Origin of the sequence: uncultured Bacteroides sp. (genome assembly GCF_902472605.1) — a bacterium.
Taxonomy (GTDB): domain Bacteria; phylum Bacteroidota; class Bacteroidia; order Bacteroidales; family Bacteroidaceae; genus Phocaeicola.
This window is the reverse complement of record NZ_CABROP010000010.1, coordinates 42,617-66,201: the sequence shown is the minus strand read 5'-3', so window position 1 is coordinate 66,201 and position 23,585 is coordinate 42,617. Positions and strand designations below refer to the sequence as shown.

General features: G+C 49.6%; 16 protein-coding genes. 5 read left to right on the top strand and 11 right to left on the bottom strand.

The window, feature by feature from the left end:
• Nucleotides 1-333 precede the first annotated feature (333 nt).
• Nucleotides 334-1,932, bottom strand: coding sequence for a TrkA C-terminal domain-containing protein (locus tag RDP42_RS03950; RefSeq protein WP_308762619.1), 1,599 nt, complete (start codon nt 1,930-1,932; stop codon nt 334-336).
• Nucleotides 1,933-2,010: 78 nt separating this feature from the next.
• On the bottom strand, nt 2,011-3,903 hold the full coding sequence (locus tag RDP42_RS03945; RefSeq protein ID WP_308762618.1) for an AAA domain-containing protein: 1,893 nt from the start codon (nt 3,901-3,903) through the stop codon (nt 2,011-2,013).
• Nucleotides 3,904-4,093: 190 nt separating this feature from the next.
• Here RDP42_RS03945 and RDP42_RS03940 point away from each other — a divergent pair, with 190 nt between their 5' ends.
• The 3 genes from RDP42_RS03940 (at nt 4,094) to RDP42_RS03930 (ending at nt 6,987) form a co-directional block, all read left to right on the top strand.
• A complete protein-coding gene (locus RDP42_RS03940) occupies nt 4,094-4,918 on the top strand; it encodes an AAA family ATPase (protein WP_308762617.1) in 825 nt (274 codons plus the stop codon).
• 14 nt (nt 4,919-4,932) lie between these two features.
• The gene (locus RDP42_RS03935; protein ID WP_303914732.1) at nt 4,933-5,931 is read left to right on the top strand and encodes a DUF4435 domain-containing protein; all 999 of its coding nucleotides are present in this window, start codon (nt 4,933-4,935) and stop codon (nt 5,929-5,931) included.
• Between the two features lie 150 nt (nt 5,932-6,081).
• The gene (locus RDP42_RS03930) at nt 6,082-6,987 is read left to right on the top strand and encodes a hypothetical protein (protein WP_308762616.1); all 906 of its coding nucleotides are present in this window, start codon (nt 6,082-6,084) and stop codon (nt 6,985-6,987) included.
• Nucleotides 6,988-7,056: 69 nt separating this feature from the next.
• Here RDP42_RS03930 and RDP42_RS03925 read toward each other — a convergent pair whose 3' ends face one another.
• From RDP42_RS03925 to RDP42_RS03910, 4 genes are read right to left on the bottom strand one after another with little or no spacing between them, the layout of a single operon-like run.
• Nucleotides 7,057-7,893 (bottom strand): S1-like domain-containing RNA-binding protein, encoded by an 837-nt coding sequence (locus RDP42_RS03925; RefSeq protein ID WP_308762615.1) that lies wholly within the window; start codon nt 7,891-7,893, stop codon nt 7,057-7,059.
• The gene (locus tag RDP42_RS03920; protein ID WP_303914723.1) at nt 7,890-8,552 is read right to left on the bottom strand and encodes an ABC transporter ATP-binding protein; all 663 of its coding nucleotides are present in this window, start codon (nt 8,550-8,552) and stop codon (nt 7,890-7,892) included. The genes RDP42_RS03925 and RDP42_RS03920 overlap by 4 nt, the downstream gene beginning before the upstream one ends.
• Before the next feature lie 4 nt (nt 8,553-8,556).
• On the bottom strand, nt 8,557-9,282 hold the full coding sequence (locus RDP42_RS03915) for a tRNA threonylcarbamoyladenosine dehydratase (RefSeq protein WP_303914720.1): 726 nt from the start codon (nt 9,280-9,282) through the stop codon (nt 8,557-8,559).
• Nucleotides 9,279-11,423 carry a cation:proton antiporter gene (locus RDP42_RS03910; RefSeq protein ID WP_308762614.1) on the bottom strand — a complete coding sequence of 715 codons (2,145 nt, stop codon included), beginning with the start codon at nt 11,421-11,423 and terminating at the stop codon, nt 9,279-9,281. The genes RDP42_RS03915 and RDP42_RS03910 overlap by 4 nt, the downstream gene beginning before the upstream one ends.
• A 187-nt stretch (nt 11,424-11,610) precedes the next feature.
• Here RDP42_RS03910 and RDP42_RS03905 point away from each other — a divergent pair, with 187 nt between their 5' ends.
• Nucleotides 11,611-12,621: an aspartate-semialdehyde dehydrogenase gene (locus RDP42_RS03905; RefSeq protein ID WP_177865572.1), complete on the top strand. Its 1,011-nt coding sequence runs from the start codon at nt 11,611-11,613 to the stop codon at nt 12,619-12,621.
• 102 nt (nt 12,622-12,723) lie between these two features.
• Here RDP42_RS03905 and RDP42_RS03900 read toward each other — a convergent pair whose 3' ends face one another.
• The 5 genes from RDP42_RS03900 to trpS form a co-directional block, all read right to left on the bottom strand.
• Nucleotides 12,724-13,872, bottom strand: coding sequence for a glycoside hydrolase family 43 protein (locus RDP42_RS03900; RefSeq protein WP_308762613.1), 1,149 nt, complete (start codon nt 13,870-13,872; stop codon nt 12,724-12,726).
• Between the two features lie 67 nt (nt 13,873-13,939).
• A complete protein-coding gene (locus RDP42_RS03895; protein ID WP_374046911.1) occupies nt 13,940-16,249 on the bottom strand; it encodes a DUF2264 domain-containing protein in 2,310 nt (769 codons plus the stop codon).
• 15 nt (nt 16,250-16,264) lie between these two features.
• On the bottom strand, nt 16,265-17,545 hold the full coding sequence (locus RDP42_RS03890) for a BNR repeat-containing protein (RefSeq protein ID WP_308762612.1): 1,281 nt from the start codon (nt 17,543-17,545) through the stop codon (nt 16,265-16,267).
• 240 nt (nt 17,546-17,785) lie between these two features.
• Nucleotides 17,786-19,078 (bottom strand): UDP-N-acetylmuramoyl-tripeptide--D-alanyl-D-alanine ligase, encoded by a 1,293-nt coding sequence (gene murF, locus RDP42_RS03885; RefSeq protein WP_308762611.1) that lies wholly within the window; start codon nt 19,076-19,078, stop codon nt 17,786-17,788.
• Between the two features lie 4 nt (nt 19,079-19,082).
• On the bottom strand, nt 19,083-20,177 hold the full coding sequence (trpS, locus tag RDP42_RS03880; protein ID WP_308762610.1) for a tryptophan--tRNA ligase: 1,095 nt from the start codon (nt 20,175-20,177) through the stop codon (nt 19,083-19,085).
• Nucleotides 20,178-20,335: 158 nt separating this feature from the next.
• Between trpS and carB the strand changes: the two genes are divergently transcribed.
• Nucleotides 20,336-23,560 (top strand): carbamoyl-phosphate synthase (glutamine-hydrolyzing) large subunit, encoded by a 3,225-nt coding sequence (gene carB, locus RDP42_RS03875; RefSeq protein WP_308762609.1) that lies wholly within the window; start codon nt 20,336-20,338, stop codon nt 23,558-23,560.
• Nucleotides 23,561-23,585 lie beyond the last annotated feature (25 nt).

Here is a 23,585-nt window from a genome sequence, read left to right as displayed (position 1 = left end):
TCTCCAGCGAACAAATAAAAACAGCCCCGGCAAAAACTTCCGTTTCTCCTTACATATTCTCCCAAACTCCAGGATAAATTCTCTGTTCCACACTGTGAAATACAAAAACCACAGTGTGGGATATATATTTCACAGTGTGGGATACAAATCCCGCAGTGTGAAACAGAGAATATTTCGGGACAAAAAGAAGTATGCGACAAGGAATCTGAACTTTATCTCCGGGGCTGCTGAAAGTATCCGCCGGAAGCCACAAAAAAATCCTGAAAGCCGCCCTCTTTACAGGTACAGACTTTCAGGATTTTCTCACCGAAGGCAACGCAATGCCTTCACAAACTATATCACTGCCAGTGCAATCAACTGGATAAACAGAATCAGGAACACCATGGCGATGGGATACACCGTAGCGTAGGCCACTCCCGGAATATTGCTGTCGGTCATGGAGTCGGCAGCCGCAAGTCCCGGAGTACTGGTCATACCGCCGGTAATAGTACCTAATAAATCGAGCAGGCTAACTTTAAATACCAGCCGTCCTACGACAGCCGCCAGCAGCATCGGCACGAGGGTAATCAAAGCACCTACCCCGAAAAGCAGAAAACCGCTCTCCTGGAAGGTCGCCACCAAGGTCTTTCCGGCTGAGGTTCCCACTTCGGCCAGGAACAGCAGTAAGCCCAACTGACGCAACAGCTGGTTGGCCGGTCCCGACATGGACCAGATAATCGGTCCCGTCTTACCAATGGCACTCAGGAACAACGCCATCATCAGCACGCCACCGGTCAGTCCCGGAGAGAAGGTCATTCCTCCTCCGAAAGAGATATGCAGTTTGCCGAACAGTACGCCCAGCACAATACCCATGGCAATGGGGAAGAAATCGGTATCCGAGAGGCGTTTCACGTCATTCCCCAGCAACCGGGCCACTCCCTGTATACCTTCCTTTTCGCCCACCACCATCAGTTTGTCGCCAAATTTCAGGGCCAGTTCCGGCGAGGGGGACAGGTCGATGCCGCTTCGGCGGACGCGAGTGACCGTACAACCGAAGTTCTTCTGCAAATTGAGTTCTCCCAACTGCTTGTTAATCATGTCTTTCTTGGTCAGCAACAACGATTCAATGCTTTGCGTATGGCTCAGCGGAAGTTCTCCTTCCTCTCGTTCGCCTAACATCAGGGCCAGATTCTTCAAGGAATCTTCACTACCCACTGCCTGGATGCAGTCGCCTTCCTGCAACACCGTATGGGCTTTCGGAATCAGAATCTCGTCGCCTCGTTTCAAGCGCGAAATCACAGCCCCCGTCATGGCCCGGATATTCAACTGAATCAAGGTACGGTTGAAAACGGTAGGATTGGTCACTTTGAACAGACACGTGTTCAGCTCCGGGAACTGGCTGCGCCGTTCCTTTTCCAAGCGCCGGGCCTCTTCATTCAAGTCGATGCGCATCAGCTTGGGAAGCAGTTTCACGAACAAGATTACCCCAATCACCCCAAACGGATAGGCGATACCGTAGGCAATGGAAGCTAACGGCGACTGCGTGCTGTCGATGGCCACCGCCAAACCCGGCGTACTGGTCAGCGCACCCGCAATCAGTCCCACGATACTGGGCGTATCGATATCGAAAAGATACTTCATGGCCACCCCCGTCAGACAGGCAGAAGCCACAATCAGCAAGGTAATCAGAATCAAGGTCTTTCCTTTGCTTCGGAAAGAGTGGAAGAAACCCGGACCGGCCTGAATGCCGATGGTGAAAATGAACAACACCAGTCCGAAGGTTCCCAGTTCCTTTGGAATAGACACGCCCCAATGCCCGAAAGCAAGGGCGATAAAAATCACGGCAGACACATCGAGCGATAGGCCCATCACTTTGATACGTCCGAGCATAAAGCCCAAGGCTACAATCAAGAAAATTGCAAAATACGAAGTTTGCAGTAAGTCTGTCAACATAAAAAATTAGAATAGTGTGAATAAAATCGGGATAAAGATAAACAAATTTTGCGAATATCCTTATCCCGACTTCTGAATTCACTCCTGCAAACTATGGATATACTCGTAGAGCTTCTTATAAAAAGCATGTTTGGTCAAAGTGGAAGCATCTCCTAAAATGATGAGCTTCATACGAGCCCGCGTGATGGCCACGTTCATACGGCGCAAATCGTTCAGGAAACCAATCTGTCCGTCTTCGTTGGCGCGTACCAGACTGATGAGAATGACGTCGCGCTCCTGCCCCTGAAAACCGTCCACCGTATTGATAGTAATCAGGGAACGGTAGGGCTTGAAAAACGCATCTTTCTTGACTAACTGGCGGAGGTACTGCACCTGCGCCTTATACGGTGAAATCAGTCCCACGTCGATGCGTTCTTCCAGGAAACGCTCCCGTCCGATTTTCGTGATGTATTCCTTCAACTGCCCGATGGACAGTTCCGCCTCCGGCTTGTTGATGCGCCCGTAGTTTTCACCCACGAACTCCTCGTTGCAATCCATTCCTTCGGTATTGACCCATTCAATCGGAGTATCGAAGTCCAGGATGCTGCGGTATTTCACTTCGGGCGCCGAGCGAAGCATACCCCCGTAGAACCAGTCGGACGAAAAGCGCATAATTTCGTCGTTCATGCGGTACTGCACCTTCAACAGCGACACCACCTCCGGCTTGTTCTTCACAATGCACTGCATCAGCGTATGCCCCAATCCGGCACGCAGGGCCTCCGGACATTTCACTGTAGGCGGCAACTGACAATGGTCGCCGGCCAGAATCACCCGGTCGGCTTTCCGTAACGGAATCCAGCAGGCCGCTTCCAACGCCTGGGCTGCCTCGTCAATGAATACCGTTCCGAATTTCTGTCCTATCAGCAGACGGTTGGCGCTTCCCACCAGCGTGCAGGCAATCACCCTCGCCTCACTGAACAGGGCTTCGTTGATGCGGATTTCCAGTTCCGTGGCCCGGTCTTTCAATGAATTGATTTTCTGCCGGATGCTCTCCCGGTCGGCTCCTTTCCGGCTGCGCGCATACAATTCGCGCACCGCCTTGCGGATGCTCCACAGTTGAGGATAGTCCGGATGGGCCTCGAAACGCCGTTCGTAGGTAAACGACAGCATCTTGTCATTGACCCGACTGGGATTCCCGATTCGCAACACACTCACGCCCCGGTCGACCAGCTTCTCACTGATCCAGTCGACGGCCATGTTGCTCTGTGCACAGACCAGCACCTGATTTTCCCGATGAAGGGTTTCATAAATGGCTTCCACCAGCGTGGTCGTCTTTCCCGTTCCGGGAGGGCCGTGTACGATGGCCACGTCCTTGGCATGCAACACCTTGTTGACCGCCTCTTCCTGTGTGGCGTTCAACCACGGGAAACGTACCGGCTGAAACGAGAAAGTCGATACGGGCTGTGTGCCGTGGAAAATATCCCGCAATTCCGCCAGACGGTTGTTCTTCGCACTGAGGACCTGCTTGACGGCCTCAAACATCAGCCGGTAGCTGGTCTCGTCGAAATACAGCTGTACCCCCAGCACTTCCTTGCTCTGCAAAGCCAGCAACGCATTGGCATCCGGCAGAATCACCACCATGCGGTCTTCCTCCACATAGTTCACCGTGGCCACAAAGTTCAGGTAGGTCAGCTTGCCCGACAGGTCCTGTGTAAAGAAACACACCGGACGTCCATACTCAAACAGATGCTCAATCTCCTTGTCCTCCTTCCGTTCTACCTCGATGACCAACTGGTTCAAGGCGTTGTAATAACTTCTTCCCAGCGACAAGGGATACCAGCACATACCCCGCTTGATTTTCCGGCCGATGCCCATCAGTTCGGTCTGCTGCTTGAACTGCGCTTTCTCGTATTCATACTCCAGCTTCAACAGCTCATAATGATGCTGCAAATACAATATCGGCGATTGGATGACTGTATCTTCTTTTTTCATATTTTTCTCTTTCCCAATTGAAGGATAGCCGTCAGACACAAGCCCCTTGGGACCCTCGGTTTACCATGCTCACGGCCTACTATTCCCTAATTTTTGCAAAGTTACGAGGTTTTTAAAAAAAGAACTGGCTCCCCATTGATTTATTCCAAGCAATTTGCTATTTTTGTTTGACGTGTAAACAAAGACAGCCATGAAAAAGCAAGCTGAATACATCAAGCGCATTGAGATTAAAGGCTTATGGGGCCGGAAAAACATTGCCTGGGATTTACGCCCGGACGTCAACATCCTGAGCGGAGTGAACGGCATCGGGAAAAGCACGATCCTGAACAATTCCGTACGCCGTCTGAGCGACTTGGAAGGTGGTGCTCTCAGCAACGGGGTGCATGAGGGGGTATCATTTACTTTCTATCCCGAAGATGCCACCTACATCCATTTCGATGTGATACGCAGTTTCGACCGTCCGCTGCTCAGCGCCGGATTGCTGGATAAAATCGGGAACCAGAACGTGAAGACAGAGCTCGACTGGCAGCTTTATCTGCTTCAGCGGCGCTATCTGGACTATCAGGTGAACATCGGCAACCGGATAATTGCCTTGCTGACAAGCGGGAAGCCGGAGAACCAGGCGAAAGCGGCTGAAATTTCACAGCCGAAGACCCATTTCCAGGACCTGATGGACGACCTGTTCAGCGAGACCGGAAAGAAAATCCTCCGCCAGAACAACGAAATCCTGTTTGAACAGGACGGCGACATCCTGACACCTTACCAACTGTCTTCCGGCGAAAAGCAGATGCTGGTCATTCTGCTCACCGTACTGGTACAGGACAACCAGTCGTGTACCCTGTTCATGGACGAGCCGGAAATCTCCCTTCATGTGGAATGGCAACAGCGCCTCATCTCCCTCATCCGGAGCCTGAATCCGAATGTGCAAATTATTCTGACCACCCATTCCCCCGCCCTCATCATGAACGGCTGGATGGATGCCGTGACCGAAGTAAGTGACATTACCACCCGTTAAAACTAAGTAGCTGTATGGGAAAAAGACTGACTGAGAACCTTTCTTCCCTGTACATTGGAGCGGCCAACCGCCTCAAACCCAAACGTGCGAGAAGAAAAATCGTGGCTTACGTGGAAAGCTACGACGATATTTCTTTCTGGAGGACCATCCTCTCGGAATACGAAGACAACACCCGCTACTTCGAAGTGATGTTGCCCTCGCAGACCTCATTGGCCAAAGGCAAGAAAACCGTACTGATGAACCAGCTCGGCAAGCAGTTGGGCGAAAACATGATTGCCTGCGTGGACAGCGATTACGATTACCTCCTGCAAGGACGTACCCATACTTCCCAATACATCATCGAGAGCCCCTACGTGATGCAAACCTATGCTTACGCCATTGAGAACTATCACTGCTATGCAGAGGGATTGCACGAAGTCTGTGTCATGGCTACCCTGAACGACCACAAGCTCATCAACTTTGTGGAATTCATGAAAATGTATTCCCAGATTGCTTATCCGTTGTTCATCTGGTCGGTGTGGTTCTACCGCCGGCACATTCTCTCGGAATTCTCCCTGCTGGATTTCTGTTCGTACGTCAAGCTGGAACAGGTCAGCACCCACCATCCGGAACGGAGCCTGGAGAACATGGCAAAAAAAGTCAACCGGAAACTGCACGACCTGGAACACCGTCACCCCGATGCCTTGGGAGAAATTGAAGACATGAAAAAAGAATTTGAACAACTCGGCGTACATCCCGACAATACTTACATGTTCATCCAAGGCCATCACATCATGGACAACGTGGTGTTGCGCCTGTTGATTCCCGTATGCACCGTGCTGCGCCGAGAACGGGAACAGCAGATTCATGACCTGGCACTCCACGACATGCAGCTGCACAACGAGCTGACCAGCTACCAACGCAGCCAGGTGGGCGTGGAAATCGTCATCCACCGGAACAACTTCTACACCAATTCCCCGCTCTATCAAATGATTCGAAAGGACATCGAGAAATTTCTCAAGATTATCCGGTAAGCAAAGTGACGAAACTCCTATACAAGATAGGGAAAACCCTATCAAAGAATGGGCGTTTTCATCTTGACGGGCGTTTTTTCTCCTCCTAACTTTGTACCATGAACAAAAGCTGAAAGAGTTGCCTCCTTCGGCTGATAAAGACTACAAGTTATGAGAACCCGTACATTTTTCCTCTGTCTGCTGGCCTTCTGCCTGACCACAGTTTCCAGCTATGCCTCCGGATGGGGAGACTTCCGCCTCAACGCCCGTTTCCTGACCGACCGTATGGCATTTGAATTGCACTTAAGTACCGACCAGTACAATGACCTGTACGAAATCAACTACGACTTTCTGAACAATGTCGATCCTTACCTTTCAGGCATTGCCATTGCTGACAGCCGCGCCTTGGATGCGTACTACCGTTACCTGGACGAACGCAACGATGACCTCCGCTGGGTACTGTCGAATGCGGAATATGTACGCTTCATGGGAATAGAATACTTCTTCCGCCCCATTTATGCCCTCAACAGCGTGTGCTACCTCCGTATTTATCAGGTATACCCCAACCGGAACTATTTTTACTTCGGCCCGCCCCGCCACTACCTGACCTACCGGGGAGGACACTGCCGGGCCCATTTCGGCGGCGCCAGCTTCTACCGGAGAAACTATCCGATACGCTATCGTCATCCGGTGTACAGCCGTCCGTGCCATATCAGTCCCCAGCTGCGTCCCAAGGATTTTGCCAGACCAAAACCGGGAAACCGCCCGCCTAAGGCTAATCACTGGACATCGGCTCCCCGCCCGGGACACCAACCCGTGGCAAACGGCAGACCGGAATACCGACCTGTACAAAAGCCGAACAACCGGCCTCAGGCTCGTCCGGAAGCCCGTCCGCAAAAAAGGCCTGAAAGCCAAACACAGCGAAGACCTGAAACTGCCCCACAAAGACGACCGGCCACTCGCCCACAGGCAAGGCCGAACAAAAGTACCACGGTGAAACCCGCACAAAGCCGTTCCCGGCAGAATCAAAGAAAAGAAGTGTCCAACGACCGAAAATCTCTCTCTAAGCGTCTATAAACTCAAAGTGCTGAAGCCTACCGGAATTTTCCGAGAAACTTCAGCACTTTTTATTTGAGGTTGATGACCTCAAGCCAAATGTATACCGTCTTCTTTCAATACGATGCGACGTTTTTTATACAAATCGCCGACGGCCTTCTTGAAAGTCTTCTTGCTTACCCCAAAGGTGTGGTAAATCACCTCCGCATCCGTCTTGTCGTTCAACGGAGTGAATCCGCCGTTGTCCTTGATATATTGCCACAGCACCTCCGAAAAATCATCCACCTTCCGGGCACCAGCTTTCTGCAAAACCAAATCAATCTTTCCGTCCGGACGTACCTGCTTGATAAACGCCGTCAGCCGCATGCCGACTTCCAAAGGCTGGAAAATCTCATTGTGGTACAGCATACCGCTGAACTTATTTTCCACAATCACCTTATATCCCAGCTCCGTGCGCTGCCATACCAGCACCTCGACCTCTTGCCCCGGCTGGTAATCCGGCTTTTCGGTCGACAAGAAATGTTCTACCTTGGCTGAAGCCACAATACGGTAGCTTTCCTCATCCAGGTGCACATACACCACGTAGCGTTTTCCCTTCTGCATCTTCATTTTCTGCTCACGGAAAGGCACGAACAAGTCCTTCATCAGTCCCCAGTTCAGGAAGGCCCCGAACTGATTGACCCATGCCACTTCCAAGCAAGCAAACTCGCCCACCTGCACATACGGTTGCAAGGTGGTAGCCACCAGTCTTTCCTCCATGTCGAGGTAAATGAACACGTTCAAGATATCGCCCGGTTTTGTACCTTCGGGCACATACCGTTTCGGAAGCAGAATTTCGCCGTCCTCATCCCCATTGAGATAGACTCCGAAATCGACTTCCTTCACCACTTCCAGCTGATTATATTTTCCTAATTTGATATGACTCATAATTCTTCCATTTTTATTTTACCATCTATCATGTGAATCGTGCGGTCGGTCTGTGCCGCCAGTCCTTCATCGTGGGTCACGATGACGAACGTCTGTCCCAGTTTGTCACGCAAATCAAAGAACAGCTGATGCAGCTCGCCCTTGTTCTGTGTGTCCAAGCTGCCCGAAGGTTCATCGGCCAGGATAACCGACGGATGATTGATCAAGGCCCGGGCCACGGCCACCCGCTGTTTCTCGCCTCCCGACAACTCGGCCGGCTTATGGGAAGCACGTTCCGACAGTCCCAAAAACGCCAAAATGTCCAACGCTTCTTTCCGGGCCGTACCCATCGGCTGTCCCTGAATCAAGGCCGGCATCATCACGTTCTCCACTGCCGTAAACTCCGGCAGCAACTGGTGGAACTGAAACACGAAACCGATTTCCCGGTTCCGGAAAGCAGAGAGTTCCTTTTCTTTCAAGCGGTTCACCTCCGTTCCGTTCAAGACGATGCGTCCGCTATCCGGCTTGTCCAGCGTACCCATAATCTGCAGCAACGTCGTCTTTCCCGCGCCACTGGGACCTACAATGCTCACCACTTCCCCTTTGGCAATCTCCAGGTCGATTCCTTTCAACACCTGAAGCGTGCCAAAGCTCTTGGTTATTCCTTCTAACTGAATCATTCCTTTACAATTTACGAATCACATATTCTGCCAGATAACAGCCAAACACCGCCGGCATGTAGCTCACCGTACCCGCTGTCGACTTCTTGTTCTGCTCGTTGTCTACCAATATCACTGCCTGCGGGTCGGCCTGTTCCGTACTGAAAACTACCGGCAGTTTCCGCTTCATGCCCATCTTCTGCAAACGCTTCCGCACGGCCTTACTCAGCCCACAATGATACGTTTCCCACAAATCAGCAAAACGTACTTGCGTAATATCCTTCTTGGCCCCTGCTCCCATGCTGCTGACAATCTTCAAGCCCCGTTGGAGTGCATGGTAAATCAGGTAACATTTGGGAGCCACCGTATCGATGGCATCTACGATGAAATCAAACGAAGCACTGTCCAGCAACTGCGGAATCGCCTCATCCTTCAAATAGACCGGCAATACAGTCAAGTCCAAGTCCGGATTAATATCCCGGAAACGTGCCGCCAGCACTTCTGCCTTCGGTCGGCCAATCACGGAATGGGTAGCTGGCAACTGACGGTTGATGTTACTCGGCTGCACCGTATCTGCATCCACAATCGTCATACGCCCTACTCCAGCACGGCAAATCATCTCTGCCGCATAGGCACCTACACCGCCCAAGCCGACGACCAGCACGTGTGCATTTCGCAAGCGGTCCATTTTTTCTTTACCTAACAGCAGTTCCGTACGCTGCTGCCATTCCATACTGTTATTTTCGTTCATGAATCTTTCTTAAACCATTTATAAAACCAGTTGCCCACCTTGTCATAATACTGGGTCTCGGCCCATCCGCGAGGATCGGCAAAACTCAGCGTTTCATTCGGGTCACCTTTCTGGTCCGGATACAACAGCATGATGCTGTTATTATTGAAATACTTGGAAACCTGCATCGGCAAACGCTCAAACGAAGAATCATACGAGATAGATCCTCTTCGGGAACTTACAATCACCAGCAGATGATCGAAATTCACCTGTCCGGTAATAATCAGCAGATCGTCCCAGTTGTCCAATTCCTGGAACTCCGTCATCACATCCTTATGCTTTTTCTGGATATATCCCTTGATGTAACCCAAAGTCTGCGGATGGGCAAAGAAATGCAGACGGCATCCTAACTGACTGCTCATCCGGCACAGGTGCGTAATCCATTTCACAAATCCATGCTCAAATTCCGACTTGGGAGGTACAGCCACAATAATACGCCGCAGCGTATTGACCGGCATCTGAAAACGCGCAATCATCACCTGCTGATAAGTATTTTTCAACAAATCCTCTGTCAGATTTCCGAAGAACGAATCTACCAGATTGGATTTGTTATGCAAACCGATGACAATCGTGGTCGATTCCGTTTCCTTGGCTGTATGCAAGATTCCCGTGGCAATGTTCAAATCAAAACGACTCACCGTTTTCAAGGGCACATTGGCCGAAGCCGCAATCTGTGCTGCTCTTTCCAGGCTCCGCTTGCCCCGCATTTCCAATCGCACTGAATCATTATTGTCGTTAATCACATTCAACGCCACCAGATTATCCGTACGTTTCTCATCGCGCACCACCAGTGCCAACTGCATCAACCGTTCCAAAGTATCCGGATTGGCTACGGGAATCAGAATCCGTTCTTTTTTCTGTTCCTTTTCCTCATCCAGTTCCGCATCATCCATGGCAATCCGCTTGGCGGCATGTTCGGTAATGAAGGAGCTGACCACACAAGTTACCAGAATCAACAGGATGGTACCGTTCAGCACATCCTCATTGAGCAAACGCTCGCCTGAAGGAAGTATAATATTGTAGCCTACCAGTACCGCCGCCAACGTAGCCGCCGCCTGTGCGTTACTCAGTCCGAACATCAGTTCTCGTTCCACCGGCTTCATGCGATAAATCTTCTGTGTCAGCCAGGAAGCAATCCATTTACCCAGCAAAGCCACCACAATCATTATCGAAGCCACCTTGATAGAATCAATATGTCCGAAAAGTACATTGACGTTAATCAACATACCCACCCCAATCAAAAAGTAAGGAATAAACAAGGCATTTCCAACAAACTCCAGGTGACTCATCAGCGGAGACACATGCGGGATCAACCGGTTCAATACCAGTCCGGCCAGGAAAGCGCCCAAAATGCCTTCCATACCGACCCACTCCATCAGGCCCGCTCCCAGGAAGACCATGGCCATCACAAAAATATATTGTACTACCTGATCACTGTAACGACGGAAAAACCAGCGACCGATACGGGGGAAAGTAACCATGATGACGGCACTCAACACCACCACCTTCAGCACCAGCCAAATCCAAAACATATCCGACGTTTCTCCCTTATACATACCGGATATCACGGCCAGCACCAGCAATGTCAACGTATCGGTCACCGCCGTACCTCCCACAGCGATACTTACCGCCCGCTGCCGGTTGATGCCATAACGAATCACAATCGGATAGGCTATCAAGGTGTGAGAAGCATACATACTGGCCAGCAAGACAGAGGTTATCAGTCCGTATCCCAAGAGATTCAAATTGGTCCATACTCCAATGCCCAACGGGAAAATAAACGCCAGCAATCCCAATACGGTCGCCTTCACACGGATACTCTTAAAGTCTTCCATGTTCATTTCCAGACCCGCCAGAAACATGATGTAGTATAATCCTACTTTTCCAAAAAGTTCAAAACTGCTGTCACGGGCCAGGATGTTGAACCCATGTTCACCGACCACAATACCCGCCAGAATCATCCCGATGATGTGCGGAATACGCAAACGCTCCAGCACAATCGGCGCAAACAAAATGATTACCAATACCAGAAAAAAAATCCAGGTCGGGTCAGTAATGGGAAAATCTATATCGAAATGAAACAAATCTAACAATTCTTCCATATAAATGAGCGGTCGGTTTTAAATTTATGGACAAAAATACGAAAAAAGTTCCGCATTTCCCGTTTCGTATTCCAAAATGTTTTAATTTTGCGTTCCAATAGCTGTAAGAAGAATAAAAAGAATCTTACTGAAACACAGAAAGCTATGCAAGAACGAAATCTATTAACTTAAATAATAAACATAAAAAATGAAAGTAGCAATTGTTGGTGCAAGCGGAGCCGTAGGACAAGAGTTCCTGCGCGTGCTTGATGAAAGAAATTTCCCGGTAGATGAACTGCTGTTGTTCGGCTCAACCAGAAGTGCCGGACGAAAATACACTTTTCGTGGAAAAGAAATTGAAGTCAAACTTCTGCAGCACAACGATGATTTCAAAGGAGTTGACATTGCATTCACTTCAGCCGGTGCAGGCACCTCAAAAGAATTTGCAGAAACCATCACCAAATATGGTGCCGTGATGATTGACAATTCCAGTGCCTTCCGTATGGACAATGACATTCCTTTGGTGGTACCCGAGGTCAATGCAGCTGATGCCCTGAACCGTCCGCGCGGAATCATTGCGAATCCGAACTGTACGACTATCCAGATGGTCGTAGCCCTGAAAGCCATTGAGAACCTGACTCACATCAAACGTGTACACGTAGCTACATACCAGGCTGCCAGTGGGGCTGGAGCAGCTGCCATGGACGAGCTGTACGAGCAATACCGTCAGGTATTGGCCGGCGAACCAGTGAAAGTAGAAAAGTTCGCTTACCAATTGGCCTTCAACCTGATTCCTCAGATAGACGTATTCACCGACAACGGATATACCAAAGAAGAGATGAAGATGTACAACGAAACACGTAAAATCATGCATTCTGACGTGAAAGTCAGTGCCACTTGCGTACGTGTACCGGCTCTTCGTTCTCACTCAGAAAGCATTTGGATTGAAACTGAACGTCCGGTTTCTGTAGAAGAAGCCCGCGAAGCCTTTGCTCACGGAGAAGGCCTGGTACTGATGGACAACCCGGAAAAGAAAGAATATCCGATGCCGTTGTTCCTGGCTGGAAAAGACCCTGTATATGTAGGACGCATCCGCAAGGACTTGTCAAACGAAAACGGTCTGACCTTCTGGATTGTAGGTGACCAAATCAAGAAAGGTGCCGCACTGAATGCCGTACAGATTGCAGAATACCTGATTAAAGTAAAGAACATCGGATAAGAGGTCTTCCTTCCTCTGATCGCACGATAAAAAAGGCCATTGCCTCCGTCGGTTAAACCGACACGAGGCAATGGCCTTTTCATTTATTCTCCTTACGGAACATTATTTCTTGTCAAAAAAATCAAGCGACCAGCTGTCCATCCATTCCACATACGGGATTCCCTGTTCAAACTGTACAGGAAGCCAAATGTAACGGGCATCACTGGGATGTTTCGGGCGCCAGATGTCGGCCATGAAAATAAAGGCATCTTTCTTTCCCGGCATCGGCAATACATACGTACTCTGACCGCCAAACGTGATTTCCGACTTCGGTCCCCGACAAGGATTCGGATGCTGAGTCCACGGTCCCCAAATACTGGGAGCGGAAAACATGCGGGCCTCGTTAGGAGCCCAACCGGTACATCCGGAAGTAATCATCCAATACGTACCTTCACTCGTTTTGAATAAGGCAGGTGCTTCATTGTGTCCGACGGGAGCTACACGCACATACTTGCCTGTATGGCTCAGAAAATCTTCACTCAATTCCGCAATCTGTAGTGTCAGGTTGTCTTCTGAAGAGTAAATGTGATAAGCCTTTCCATCATCATCCACAAACAGTTGCATATCGCGGGCCATCTGTCCGCCCGGCAAATCACGCTTTACAAACAAACCCTTATGAATAGCCTCATGCCAGGCTGGCGTCCACCACTCTTGGTATTTGTCGGCATCCAATGTATCCAGTTCCGCACGCTGAGCTGCTGTCATATCGAAAGGCAACTTTCCTGCATTGATACGTTCCGAACGGATGTATTGGAACGGACCCGTCGGACAATCCGCTACTGCAACCGCCGAACGGGCTGCCTCATATCCCTTCCCTTTCAATTCCAGATGAAACCACATGACAAACTTGCTTGTCTTGGCATTGTAAATCACTTTCGGGCGCTCCATAATACAACCTGGCACAATGTCACTGTTCTCGTCATCCTTCACAACCGAAAGCGCAACTCCCTCATTTTTCCAGTCTGTCAGATTGGAAGAAGAATAACACATGATGCCTACCATCGCATTGCTTGTTGTATCCGATTTATTCTCCCCATACCAATAATAGACTCCATCATGATACAGCATGCCTCCTCCATGCGCATTGATATGCACTCCATGGTTATCGGGCCAAATCTCTCCACTCCGAATTTTCTTCGGACTGGCAGCCGAACAAATGGTAGCCAGAAACAGACAGAAACTTCCTAAAAGACAAAATTTTCTCATTTTCATTTTTATGTTTATTTATTTAAGGTATATTTTTTCGTTTGTCTCATTTCCCGACAAGCAGGTTTCTCCTTTAAAACAAATCCCACGTACGGATTTCATCTTTCCACTGATGATCCTTCGGGAAAGGTTTTTCACCCCATACCCGAATACTGGTCCACTCCTGAGGGGCATTGGTCCAGAACGGATGAGCCGCCGGAAGTCCTAACGGCAGAAAAGCCAAAGAAGTCATATACAGACTTCCATTGTTGGTATACCAGTCGGCCACATCCGGCTGGCTTCCCGTGAAACCGATGGTCAAAAATCCTCCTTCGTTAAAATTACGTCCGTCTGCAAACATACGTTTCATGACGGCAGTCAATGCACAACGCACCTGTGCACCTGTCACCCCTGCCGGCAATTCCTCATACCAAGCCATCAGTGCCAGCGGCTGCATGGCAGCCATACGGTAAGGAATGGAACGGCCAAACACAGGGAAAGTTCCTTCCGGCGAAATGAAACGTTCCAATATCAGACTATACTTCTGGGCACGCTTCAAGGCTCGGTCATAATATTTTCCATAATCAATCCGGCTGCGGATACCGGCATCCTTCATGGCCTGAAGAGTTTCCAGATACATGGGATGGAACACATAACTGCTGTAATAATCGAAGGCAAAAGTAGGACCGTCTGAGTACCATCCATCGCCCGTATACCATTCTTCCACCTTACGAATGGCGGAGTTCACCCGGTATTCGTCAAACTTCACTCCCACTTTAGCCAGAAAACTTTCAATAGTAGACGAAAACAGCAACCAGTTAGTATAAGGCGGATCAATTCGGCGCAGCTGCTGGAACTCTTCGATGTAACGCTTCTTGGTGATTTCATCCAACGGCATCCAAAGCTGGTCGTACGCCCGAAGAAAACTTTCAGCTACATAGGCACCGTCGACCAATGTTTGTCCTTCCTGACGCCACAGCAGGTAGTCCGGACTTTGTGGATCGACTGCATTGGCATAGCTTTTCAAGGCCCACTCACGCAATTCCTTACGCATTTTTCCTTCTTTGGTATCGTCATCCGGCAAGGACAGCCAAGGAGCAATACCTGCCATCAGACGCCCGAAGGTTTCCATATAAGCCACTTTCTTATTGCGTCCGTCCCAGGTAGGACTAACCTCCAGCTGCATGTTCTTCTGCAATTCTCCCTTGGCCATATTGCGCAATACGGGAGCGGCCATCCGATACGCCAAATCACACCAGTAGGCACGGTCGGCAGTCTGCGGAGCTTCCAGATAACGTACATATTCACAGGCTGCCAGCAAGAAGGCTCCGACTCCGAAATTTGCCGTAGAATTGGCATCGAGCACTTGTCCAGGAATCGCCTTCTCCCCAATCGGTTGTACATACCCCACCGTACCATCTTTCTGAAACGCTTTCTTTGACAAATAGTGCCATGCTTTCTTTACCACCGGCAAATAAGTATCTTCTGCTAAATACCCATTATTGATCCCCCACAAAAAGCCGTAGGTAAACAGAGCCGTACCGCTAGTTTCCGGCCCCGGAGCAAAATCCGGATCCATCATGCTGCGCGTCCAGTATCCTTCCGGCTGCTGAATGGCCGCTACGGCCTGGGCCATGTGCTGAAACTTATTCACAAAAAACGAATGATGCACATAATTTTCCGGCATATCTTTCAACACCTTGGCCAGTCCGGCCAGTACCCAAGCATCTCCTCTGGCCCAGAAATCCTTCTTTCCGTTGGCTGTGGTATGCTTGGGATAGACGTATTTCGCATCCCGGTAATACAAGTTTTCGTCCTTGTCGAACATGATGCTGTCGGAATGTTGCAGATATGCATACAGCTTATCCAAATACTGTGTGTTATGCGTCACCTTATATAATTTAGTCATCACGGGCATGACCATATAGAGCGCATCGCTCCACCACCAGTAATCATTCTGTGAGGTACTCATCTGATATTCCATCACTTCACGGGCCCGACGGATTTTCCGATCTTCCGGAGCTAAGTTATACAAATCGACATACGTCTGGAAACAAATCTGATAATCGCCGAAGAGTACGTATTCATCCGACTCTCCGTAGGAATATTTCCACTCTGCCCGGTTGTCACTCTTGGCCCCTTTCCACTGATTGTAGTTGGCCCATGTTTCCGAATAAGTGCGATACGTTTCATTACCCGTCAGGAAATATGCTTCCATATTTCCGGTATGATATACGGCATTGTCCCAAAACGCACGTACCTCCGGCGAATGCTCCACCTGCCAATGCTGATTTACTTTCTCAATCATCTTCCGGACTTGAACAGCCTCAGAATCCTTGGCCCCTGCCGACACGGCGCACAGTCCCATCACACAAGCCAATAAAAATTTACCTGTTTGTTTCATAGTTTTATTTTGAGATTAATCAATTTCCAATACATAAATAGGAGTCGCTGCGGAAGCCTTTACTCTTTCTCCGTCGCCCTGACGTGTTTCCTGCACAAACACATGCAACTTTTTCTGGGCTTTCCATAACTCCGTGTCATAACTGGGCTCCCAGGCATCCACCGAGAAATCGGTCAAGTCTTTCACCTGCCATTCTCCCGACTTCACATCATCGGTGTAGGCCATTGAGACCTTACTTCCACGTTCTGCATCACGGAACATAAAATAAGCCTTTCCTTCATCTACTGCAAGACGTGGCCGGGAAATCGGAATCATCTTCGTCCCGCCGCCTTTCAGGGTAAAGTCCTGCGAACGGTTGACTATCTGTCGGTGTTGCCAAGAGGTTCCATCGTGCCACACCAATCGATACTGGGGCACTTCATTTTTGGCATTTCTCCAGTAAGTGACAATATACGGATGTCCCTCCGCATCGGTACACATACTGGTTTGGTTAATCAGTTCACTGTTTTGCGGAATGTAACAAGCATACTCTGCATTGTCCTTCCGGATAGGCAGCGTATACTTTTCACCGGTTGTCTTATACCATGTACGTCCCTCATCGGGAGAATAAGCATAACAAAGGTCATGATTGGTCTCTACCATCCAGGTTTCACGCCACACCCACGACAGATGAAGCCGGCCGTCTGCGTCCATATACAATTGCCAATAAGCGTTCCGCTGATTTTCTCCGTCAATCAGGATATCCTGTACCCGGGTCCATTGGCGACTTTTCAACTCATAACGGTTCAACACCAGGTTTCCCCGCCCGGAAGCCCCCGAACGATAAGCAAACAACAAATCACCGTTGGGCATCCGATAAAACTCCGGATACGTCACATCCGACTCATCCTTTCCTATCATCTGTTCCTTTTCTCCCAAAGTCAATGCTCCGGGAGCTGTACTCCGGCAATAATTCAACTCGTTGCCGTGATGGTCAAAAGCCACATGCAGATACCCATCACCATCCACCATCATACTGATGACATTGTGCGCATCTGCCACATTACCTTTATACTGGCTGCGGTGCAAGGTCCATTGCTCCGTTCCCAAATCGCGTTTACCCACTACCAGGTAACCGTCCGCATCATAATACGATACATACTGTATTCCCTTGTCGGTCACCAACGAACTGTTCCGGAAAATGGCTGTATTCACAGAGGTGGAGCTATAACCCTCGGCCACCTCTACCAGCCGTTGTGCTGACAGTCCTTCCCATACAAGGAATCCCATTAGAAATAAAAAAAAGATGTGCTTCATAGCCTATGTGTTTAAGTTCTTTCTGCAAAAATAAGATTTTCAACACAAGAAAGGGATAAAAATCTCGTCAAGGAAAGAGAAAAAAACGAGCAAATATACGCTTAGCCCACAATTTGATTCCTTTTTTACTAAGATGATCACATCCTGCCATACATTTCATCTCCAGCCCCACAAAAAAAGTCCATATTCCAGAGACTTTCTCTCGAATATGGACTCCACGCCTAAAAGCGATTTCTTATGTTATAGACTGGCCGGAAGTTCGCTCAGCTTCATGCTGTTGGAACCTTTTACCAGCACACAACACCCTTGCAAAGGATGAGCTGCCAACAGGGCTTCTACTTCTTTCACATCTTTATAATGCTCGAAAGAAGAGGCAGTACCTCCAAATTCCGGACCGACCAGCATTACCCGTTCAAATCCGCATTCTTTCAAAAAGTCGACCACCTTCTGGTGTTCCTCGTGACTTCCTTCTCCGAGTTCCTTCATGTCGCCCAAGATAGCCACCTTGTGCGCCGCCTCCATCTGACGGAAGTTTTCCAATGCCGCCATCATACTGGTGGGATTGGCATTGTAGGCATCCACAATCAAGGTATTGGAAGCAGTGTGTACCAACTGTGAACGGTTGTTCTGCGGTACATACGAAGACAATGCATGACAGATTTTTGCATCCTCTACCCCGAAATAACGGCCGATGGTTACCGCAGCCAAGGCATTGTCCAAGTTATAGGAACCAATCAAATGCGTCTGTACCTCGTGAGAAGTACCTTCGGCCGTCCAACTGAAACGCAGGAATGGAGAACAGGATACCACTTTACCCGTCACATCCAGTCCCGGAGTCTGTCCGTAGCGAACGCAGGTCAATCCTGTGGCAATCTTGTTCAGGTAAGGATTCTCATTCTGGATAAAGATGGTGGAATTTTCCTTTTCCCGCAGGAAATCATACAATTCTCCTTTGGTACGGATAACCCCTTCAAAGGAACCGAATCCCTGCAGATGCGCCTTTCCTACATTGGTAATGATACCATAGTCCGGCTCGGCAATGTGTACCAAGGTCTTGATTTCTCCCGGATGGTTGGCCCCCATTTCGATGACTGCCATTTCATGTTCCGGCTTCAGACGCAACAAGGTCAACGGCACTCCGATGTGGTTGTTGAAGTTCCCTTGAGTATAAAGCACCTTAAACTTCTCACCCAGCACAGTTGCAATCAATTCTTTTGTAGTGGTTTTTCCGTTCGTACCGGTCACCCCAATCATGCGGGTTCCCAACCGGCGACGGTGATAATTGGCCAGCTTCTGCAAGGTCTCCAAACAATTGTCCACTAAAATAATCCGCGGATTCTCGGGGGAAGCATATTGCGGTTCATCGACCACCGCATAGCGGCAGCCCTGTGTCAACGACTGGGCCGCAAAAGCATTCCCGTTGAATGTTTCTCCTTTCAGAGCCAGAAACATAGAACCCTCCGGACAATGGCGGCTGTCGGTCGTCAGTCCGTTACATTCCGTAAAGCGGTTATATAGTTCCTCTATTTCCATATTCTTATTGCTCTGCGAAGCGTTTTGCCTGCTCTTCAATCAGCGCGGCATCGTCAAAATAGTTGATTTTCATGGCACGGCGTACTTCATCCAGCGTTTGGGAAGCCGCCTCACGGGCTACTTCACAACCTTTCTTCAGCATATCGTAGACAGCCGGAATGTCCTTTTCAAATACCTTACGACGTTCACGAATCGGTTCCAGTTCTTCCTGCATGACGGCTGCAAGGAACTTCTTCACCTTCATGTCGCCCAGTCCGCCACGCGTATAATGAGCTTTCAGTTCGTCCAGACTGGCATATTCCGGCAAATAACGACCAAAATGCTCCGGACGGCAGAATGCATCCAAGTAAGTAAACACACAGTTACCTTCCAGTTTACCCGGGTCGCTCACCTTGATGTGTGTCGGGTCGGTATACATACTCTTTACTTTCTTCTCCACTTCGTCTGCTGAATCAGCCAAGTAAATACAGTTGCCCAATGACTTACTCATTTTGGCCTTTCCGTCTGTACCCGGCAAACGGAGACAAGCCGCATTATCCGGCAACAAGATTTCCGGCTCTATCAATGTGTCCCCATAGATATGGTTGAAACGACGCACAATTTCACGAGTCTGTTCAATCATCGGTTCCTGGTCTTCTCCCACCGGTACGGTAGTCGCCTTAAAGGCGGTGATGTCGGCAGCCTGACTGATAGGATAAGTAAAGAAGCCGACCGGAATGCTCGTTTCAAAGTTACGCATCTGGATTTCGGTCTTCACCGTCGGGTTACGCTGCAAACGGGAAACAGTAACCAGGTCCATGTAATAGAACGTCAATTCACACAGTTCCGGAATCTGCGACTGGATAAAGATGGTAGACTTTGCTGGGTCAAGTCCCACAGACAAATAGTCCAATGCCACTTCAATCACGTTCTGACGCACCTTTTCCGGATTGTCAATGTTGTCGGTCAATGCTTGTCCATCGGCCTCGAACACAAATATTTTGTCGTAAAGTCCTGAATTCTGCAACTCCACACGTCGGCGCAATGAACCCACATAGTGGCCGATATGTAATTTACCGGTAGGGCGGTCACCGGTCAAAATAATCTTTTCTTTCTTCATAATATAAGCTATTGTATCTACTTTTTAAATTGCAGCAAAGATATATAAATCCTTTGTTTTCTTCAAAATAAATCGTTTCTTTGCAAGTAGTCCTCCACGACAAAAACTGCCGCCGGACGCAAACAACCTTTGAGAAAAACACCAATTTATCTATAACCATGAAGAAAGAATTGAAAAAAGTCCTGGTTCTCGGATCAGGCGCACTGAAAATCGGACAAGCCGGAGAGTTCGACTATTCAGGTTCGCAAGCTTTGAAAGCATTGCGCGAAGAAGGTATCCGTTCCGTCCTCATCAACCCTAATATTGCGACCATCCAGACTTCGGAAGGCATTGCCGACCAAGTTTACTTCCTGCCTGTCACTCCGTATTTCGTAACCGAAATCATCAAGAAGGAACGTCCGGACGGTATTCTGTTGGCTTTCGGCGGACAGACAGCCCTGAACTGCGGTACGGAACTTTACCAGAAAGGCATTCTGAAAGAATATGGCGTGGAAGTGCTGGGCACCTCAGTGGAAGCCATCATGTACACCGAAGACCGCGACCTGTTTGTCAAAAAACTCGATGAAGTACCTCTTAAAACACCTGTCAGCCGGGCAGTGGAAAACATGCGGGATGCCCTCGAGGCCGCACGCACCATCGGCTATCCGGTCATGATCCGTTCAGCTTATGCCTTGGGTGGCTTAGGAAGCGGCATCTGCCCCGATGAAGAAAAATTCATCGAACTGGCAGAAAGTGCCTTCACCTTCTCTCCGCAGATTCTGGTGGAAGAATCCCTGAAAGGCTGGAAAGAAATCGAGTTCGAAGTAATCCGCGATGCCAACGACCATTGCTTCACCGTGGCCAGCATGGAAAACTTCGACCCGCTGGGCATTCATACCGGAGAATCCATCGTGGTGGCTCCTACCTGCTCACTGACCGACGCACAAGTAACCATGCTGCAAGATTTGTCGAAGCAATGCATCCGCCATTTGAACATTGTGGGTGAATGTAACATCCAATATGCCTTCCATGCCGAAACCAACGACTACCGCATCATTGAGGTAAATGCCCGCCTGAGCCGTTCTTCCGCCCTGGCTTCCAAGGCCACAGGTTACCCATTAGCTTTCGTGGCCGCCAAGATTGCCTTGGGCTATACCTTGGACGAAATCGGCGAGATGGGGACCCCGAACTCGGCCTATGTGGCTCCGCAACTGGATTACCTGATTTGCAAGATTCCACGCTGGGACCTCAACAAGTTTGCCGGCGTATCCCACCGCATCGGCTCCAGCATGAAGTCGGTGGGCGAAATCATGTCCATCGGACGGACGTTTGAAGAGATTATCCAGAAAGGCCTGCGTATGATTGGTCAGGGCATGCACGGCTTCGTGGGCAATGACCATACCCGCTTCACGAACCTGGACGACGAACTGGCCAACCCGACCGACCTGCGTATCTTCGCCATCGCACAGGCGCTGGAAGAAGGTTATTCCATCGAGCGCATCTACGAACTGACCAAGATTGACCCGTGGTTCATCGGCAAACTGAAAAACATTGTCGACTACAAACATAAGCTGTCAGAATACAACTCGCTCGAAGAACTTCCGGCCGACGTGCTCCGCCAAGCCAAAGTGATGGGCTTCTCCGATTTCCAGATTGCCCGCTTCGTACTGAAACCCACGCAGGGAAACATGGAGAAAGAAAACCTGCAAGTACGTGCCTACCGCAAGAAACTGAACATTCTTCCGGCAGTGAAACGCATCAACACGGTGGCTTCCGAACATCCGGAACTGACCAACTACCTGTATATGACGTATGCCGTGGAAGGTTACGATGTCAATTATTATAAGAATGAGAAATCGGTCATCGTCCTCGGTTCGGGTGCCTACCGCATCGGCTCGTCCGTGGAATTTGACTGGTGCTCGGTGAATGCCATCCAGACCGCCCGTAAGTTAGGATATAAATCCATCATGATCAACTACAACCCGGAAACGGTATCTACCGACTACGATATGTGCGACCGTCTGTACTTCGATGAACTTTCCTTCGAACGGGTACTCGATGTCATCGACTTGGAACAGCCTCGCGGTGTCATCGTTTCCGTGGGCGGACAGATTCCGAACAACTTGGCCATGAAACTGTATCGCCAGTCGGTACCGGTACTCGGAACCTCTCCGATTTCCATCGACCGGGCGGAAAACCGCAACAAGTTCTCAGCCATGCTCGACCAGCTCGGCATCGACCAACCAGCCTGGCAGGAACTGACCAGCTTGGACGATGTGAAAGAGTTTGTGAAGAAAGTGGGCTATCCGGTATTGGTGCGTCCGTCGTACGTACTATCCGGAGCGGCCATGAACGTATGCTACGACCAAGAGGAACTGGAACGCTTCCTGCAAATGGCCAGCGAGGTATCCAAGGAATATCCGGTGGTCGTATCGCAGTTCATGCAGGAAACCAAGGAAATCGAATTCGATGCCGTGGCACAGAACGGAGAGATTGTGGAATACGCCATTTCGGAACACATCGAATATGCGGGAGTTCACTCCGGTGACGCCACACTGGTATTCCCCGCACAGCACATTTATTTTGCGACGGCCCGTCAGATTAAGAAAATCAGCCGCAAGATTGCCAAGGAACTCAACATTTCGGGTCCGTTCAACATCCAGTACCTGGCCAAGAACAACGACGTGAAAGTAATTGAATGTAACCTGCGTGCTTCCCGCAGCTTCCCGTTCGTATCGAAGGTATTGAAACGTAACTTCATCGAAACAGCCACCCGCATCATGCTCGATGCCCCGTACGTACGTCCCGACAAACTGGCGTTCGACATCGACTGGATTGGGGTCAAGGCCTCCCAGTTCTCGTTCGCCCGTCTGCAAAATGCCGACCCGGTATTAGGTGTCGACATGTCGTCTACGGGAGAAGTAGGCTGCTTAGGTGACGACTTTGACGAAGCTTTGCTGAACGCCCTGATTGCCACGGGCTACAAGATTCCGAAAAAAGCGGTACTGTTCTCGTCCGGTGCCACCAAGTCGAAAGTGGACTTGTTGGATGCCAGCCACATGCTGCACCAGAAAGGATACGACATCTATGCCACTGCTGGCACGGCTGCCTTCCTGAACTCCCACGGCATTCCGACCACGCCGGTATTCTGGCCCGATGAACGTCCGCACGCCGAAAACAACGTGATGAAGATGATTGCGGAACACAAGTTTGAACTGATTGTGAACATCCCGAAGAACCATACCAAACGGGAGCTCACCAACGGATACCGCATCCGCCGTGGTGCCATCGACCACAACATTCCGCTGATTACGAATGCCCGTCTGGCCAAAGCCTTCATTGAAGCTTTCTGCCACATGACGCAGGAAGAAATCCAAATCAAAAGTTGGCAGGAATACAAATAAAAAAGGTAAATCAGGAGCCTGTAGA

Bases quoted from the DNA above. Each gene is read 5' to 3' on its own strand.
- RDP42_RS03900 (WP_308762613.1), bottom strand. From the start codon at position 13,872: ATGAAAATGAGAAAATTTTGTCTTTTAGGAAGTTTCTGTCTGTTTCTG.
- RDP42_RS03940 (WP_308762617.1), top strand. From the start codon at position 4,094: ATGAAAAAGCAAGCTGAATACATCAAGCGCATTGAGATTAAAGGCTTA.
- RDP42_RS03895 (WP_374046911.1), bottom strand. From the start codon at position 16,249: ATGAAACAAACAGGTAAATTTTTATTGGCTTGTGTGATGGGACTGTGC.
- RDP42_RS03920 (WP_303914723.1), bottom strand. From the start codon at position 8,552: ATGATTCAGTTAGAAGGAATAACCAAGAGCTTTGGCACGCTTCAGGTG.
- murF (WP_308762611.1), bottom strand. From the start codon at position 19,078: ATGGAAATAGAGGAACTATATAACCGCTTTACGGAATGTAACGGACTG.
- RDP42_RS03915 (WP_303914720.1), bottom strand. From the start codon at position 9,282: ATGAACGAAAATAACAGTATGGAATGGCAGCAGCGTACGGAACTGCTG.
- carB (WP_308762609.1), top strand. From the start codon at position 20,336: ATGAAGAAAGAATTGAAAAAAGTCCTGGTTCTCGGATCAGGCGCACTG.
- RDP42_RS03930 (WP_308762616.1), top strand. From the start codon at position 6,082: ATGAGAACCCGTACATTTTTCCTCTGTCTGCTGGCCTTCTGCCTGACC.
- RDP42_RS03950 (WP_308762619.1), bottom strand. From the start codon at position 1,932: ATGTTGACAGACTTACTGCAAACTTCGTATTTTGCAATTTTCTTGATT.
- RDP42_RS03905 (WP_177865572.1), top strand. From the start codon at position 11,611: ATGAAAGTAGCAATTGTTGGTGCAAGCGGAGCCGTAGGACAAGAGTTC.
- RDP42_RS03910 (WP_308762614.1), bottom strand. From the start codon at position 11,423: ATGGAAGAATTGTTAGATTTGTTTCATTTCGATATAGATTTTCCCATT.
- RDP42_RS03945 (WP_308762618.1), bottom strand. From the start codon at position 3,903: ATGAAAAAAGAAGATACAGTCATCCAATCGCCGATATTGTATTTGCAG.
- RDP42_RS03925 (WP_308762615.1), bottom strand. From the start codon at position 7,893: ATGAGTCATATCAAATTAGGAAAATATAATCAGCTGGAAGTGGTGAAG.
- RDP42_RS03935 (WP_303914732.1), top strand. From the start codon at position 4,933: ATGGGAAAAAGACTGACTGAGAACCTTTCTTCCCTGTACATTGGAGCG.
- RDP42_RS03890 (WP_308762612.1), bottom strand. From the start codon at position 17,545: ATGAAGCACATCTTTTTTTTATTTCTAATGGGATTCCTTGTATGGGAA.
- trpS (WP_308762610.1), bottom strand. From the start codon at position 20,177: ATGAAGAAAGAAAAGATTATTTTGACCGGTGACCGCCCTACCGGTAAA.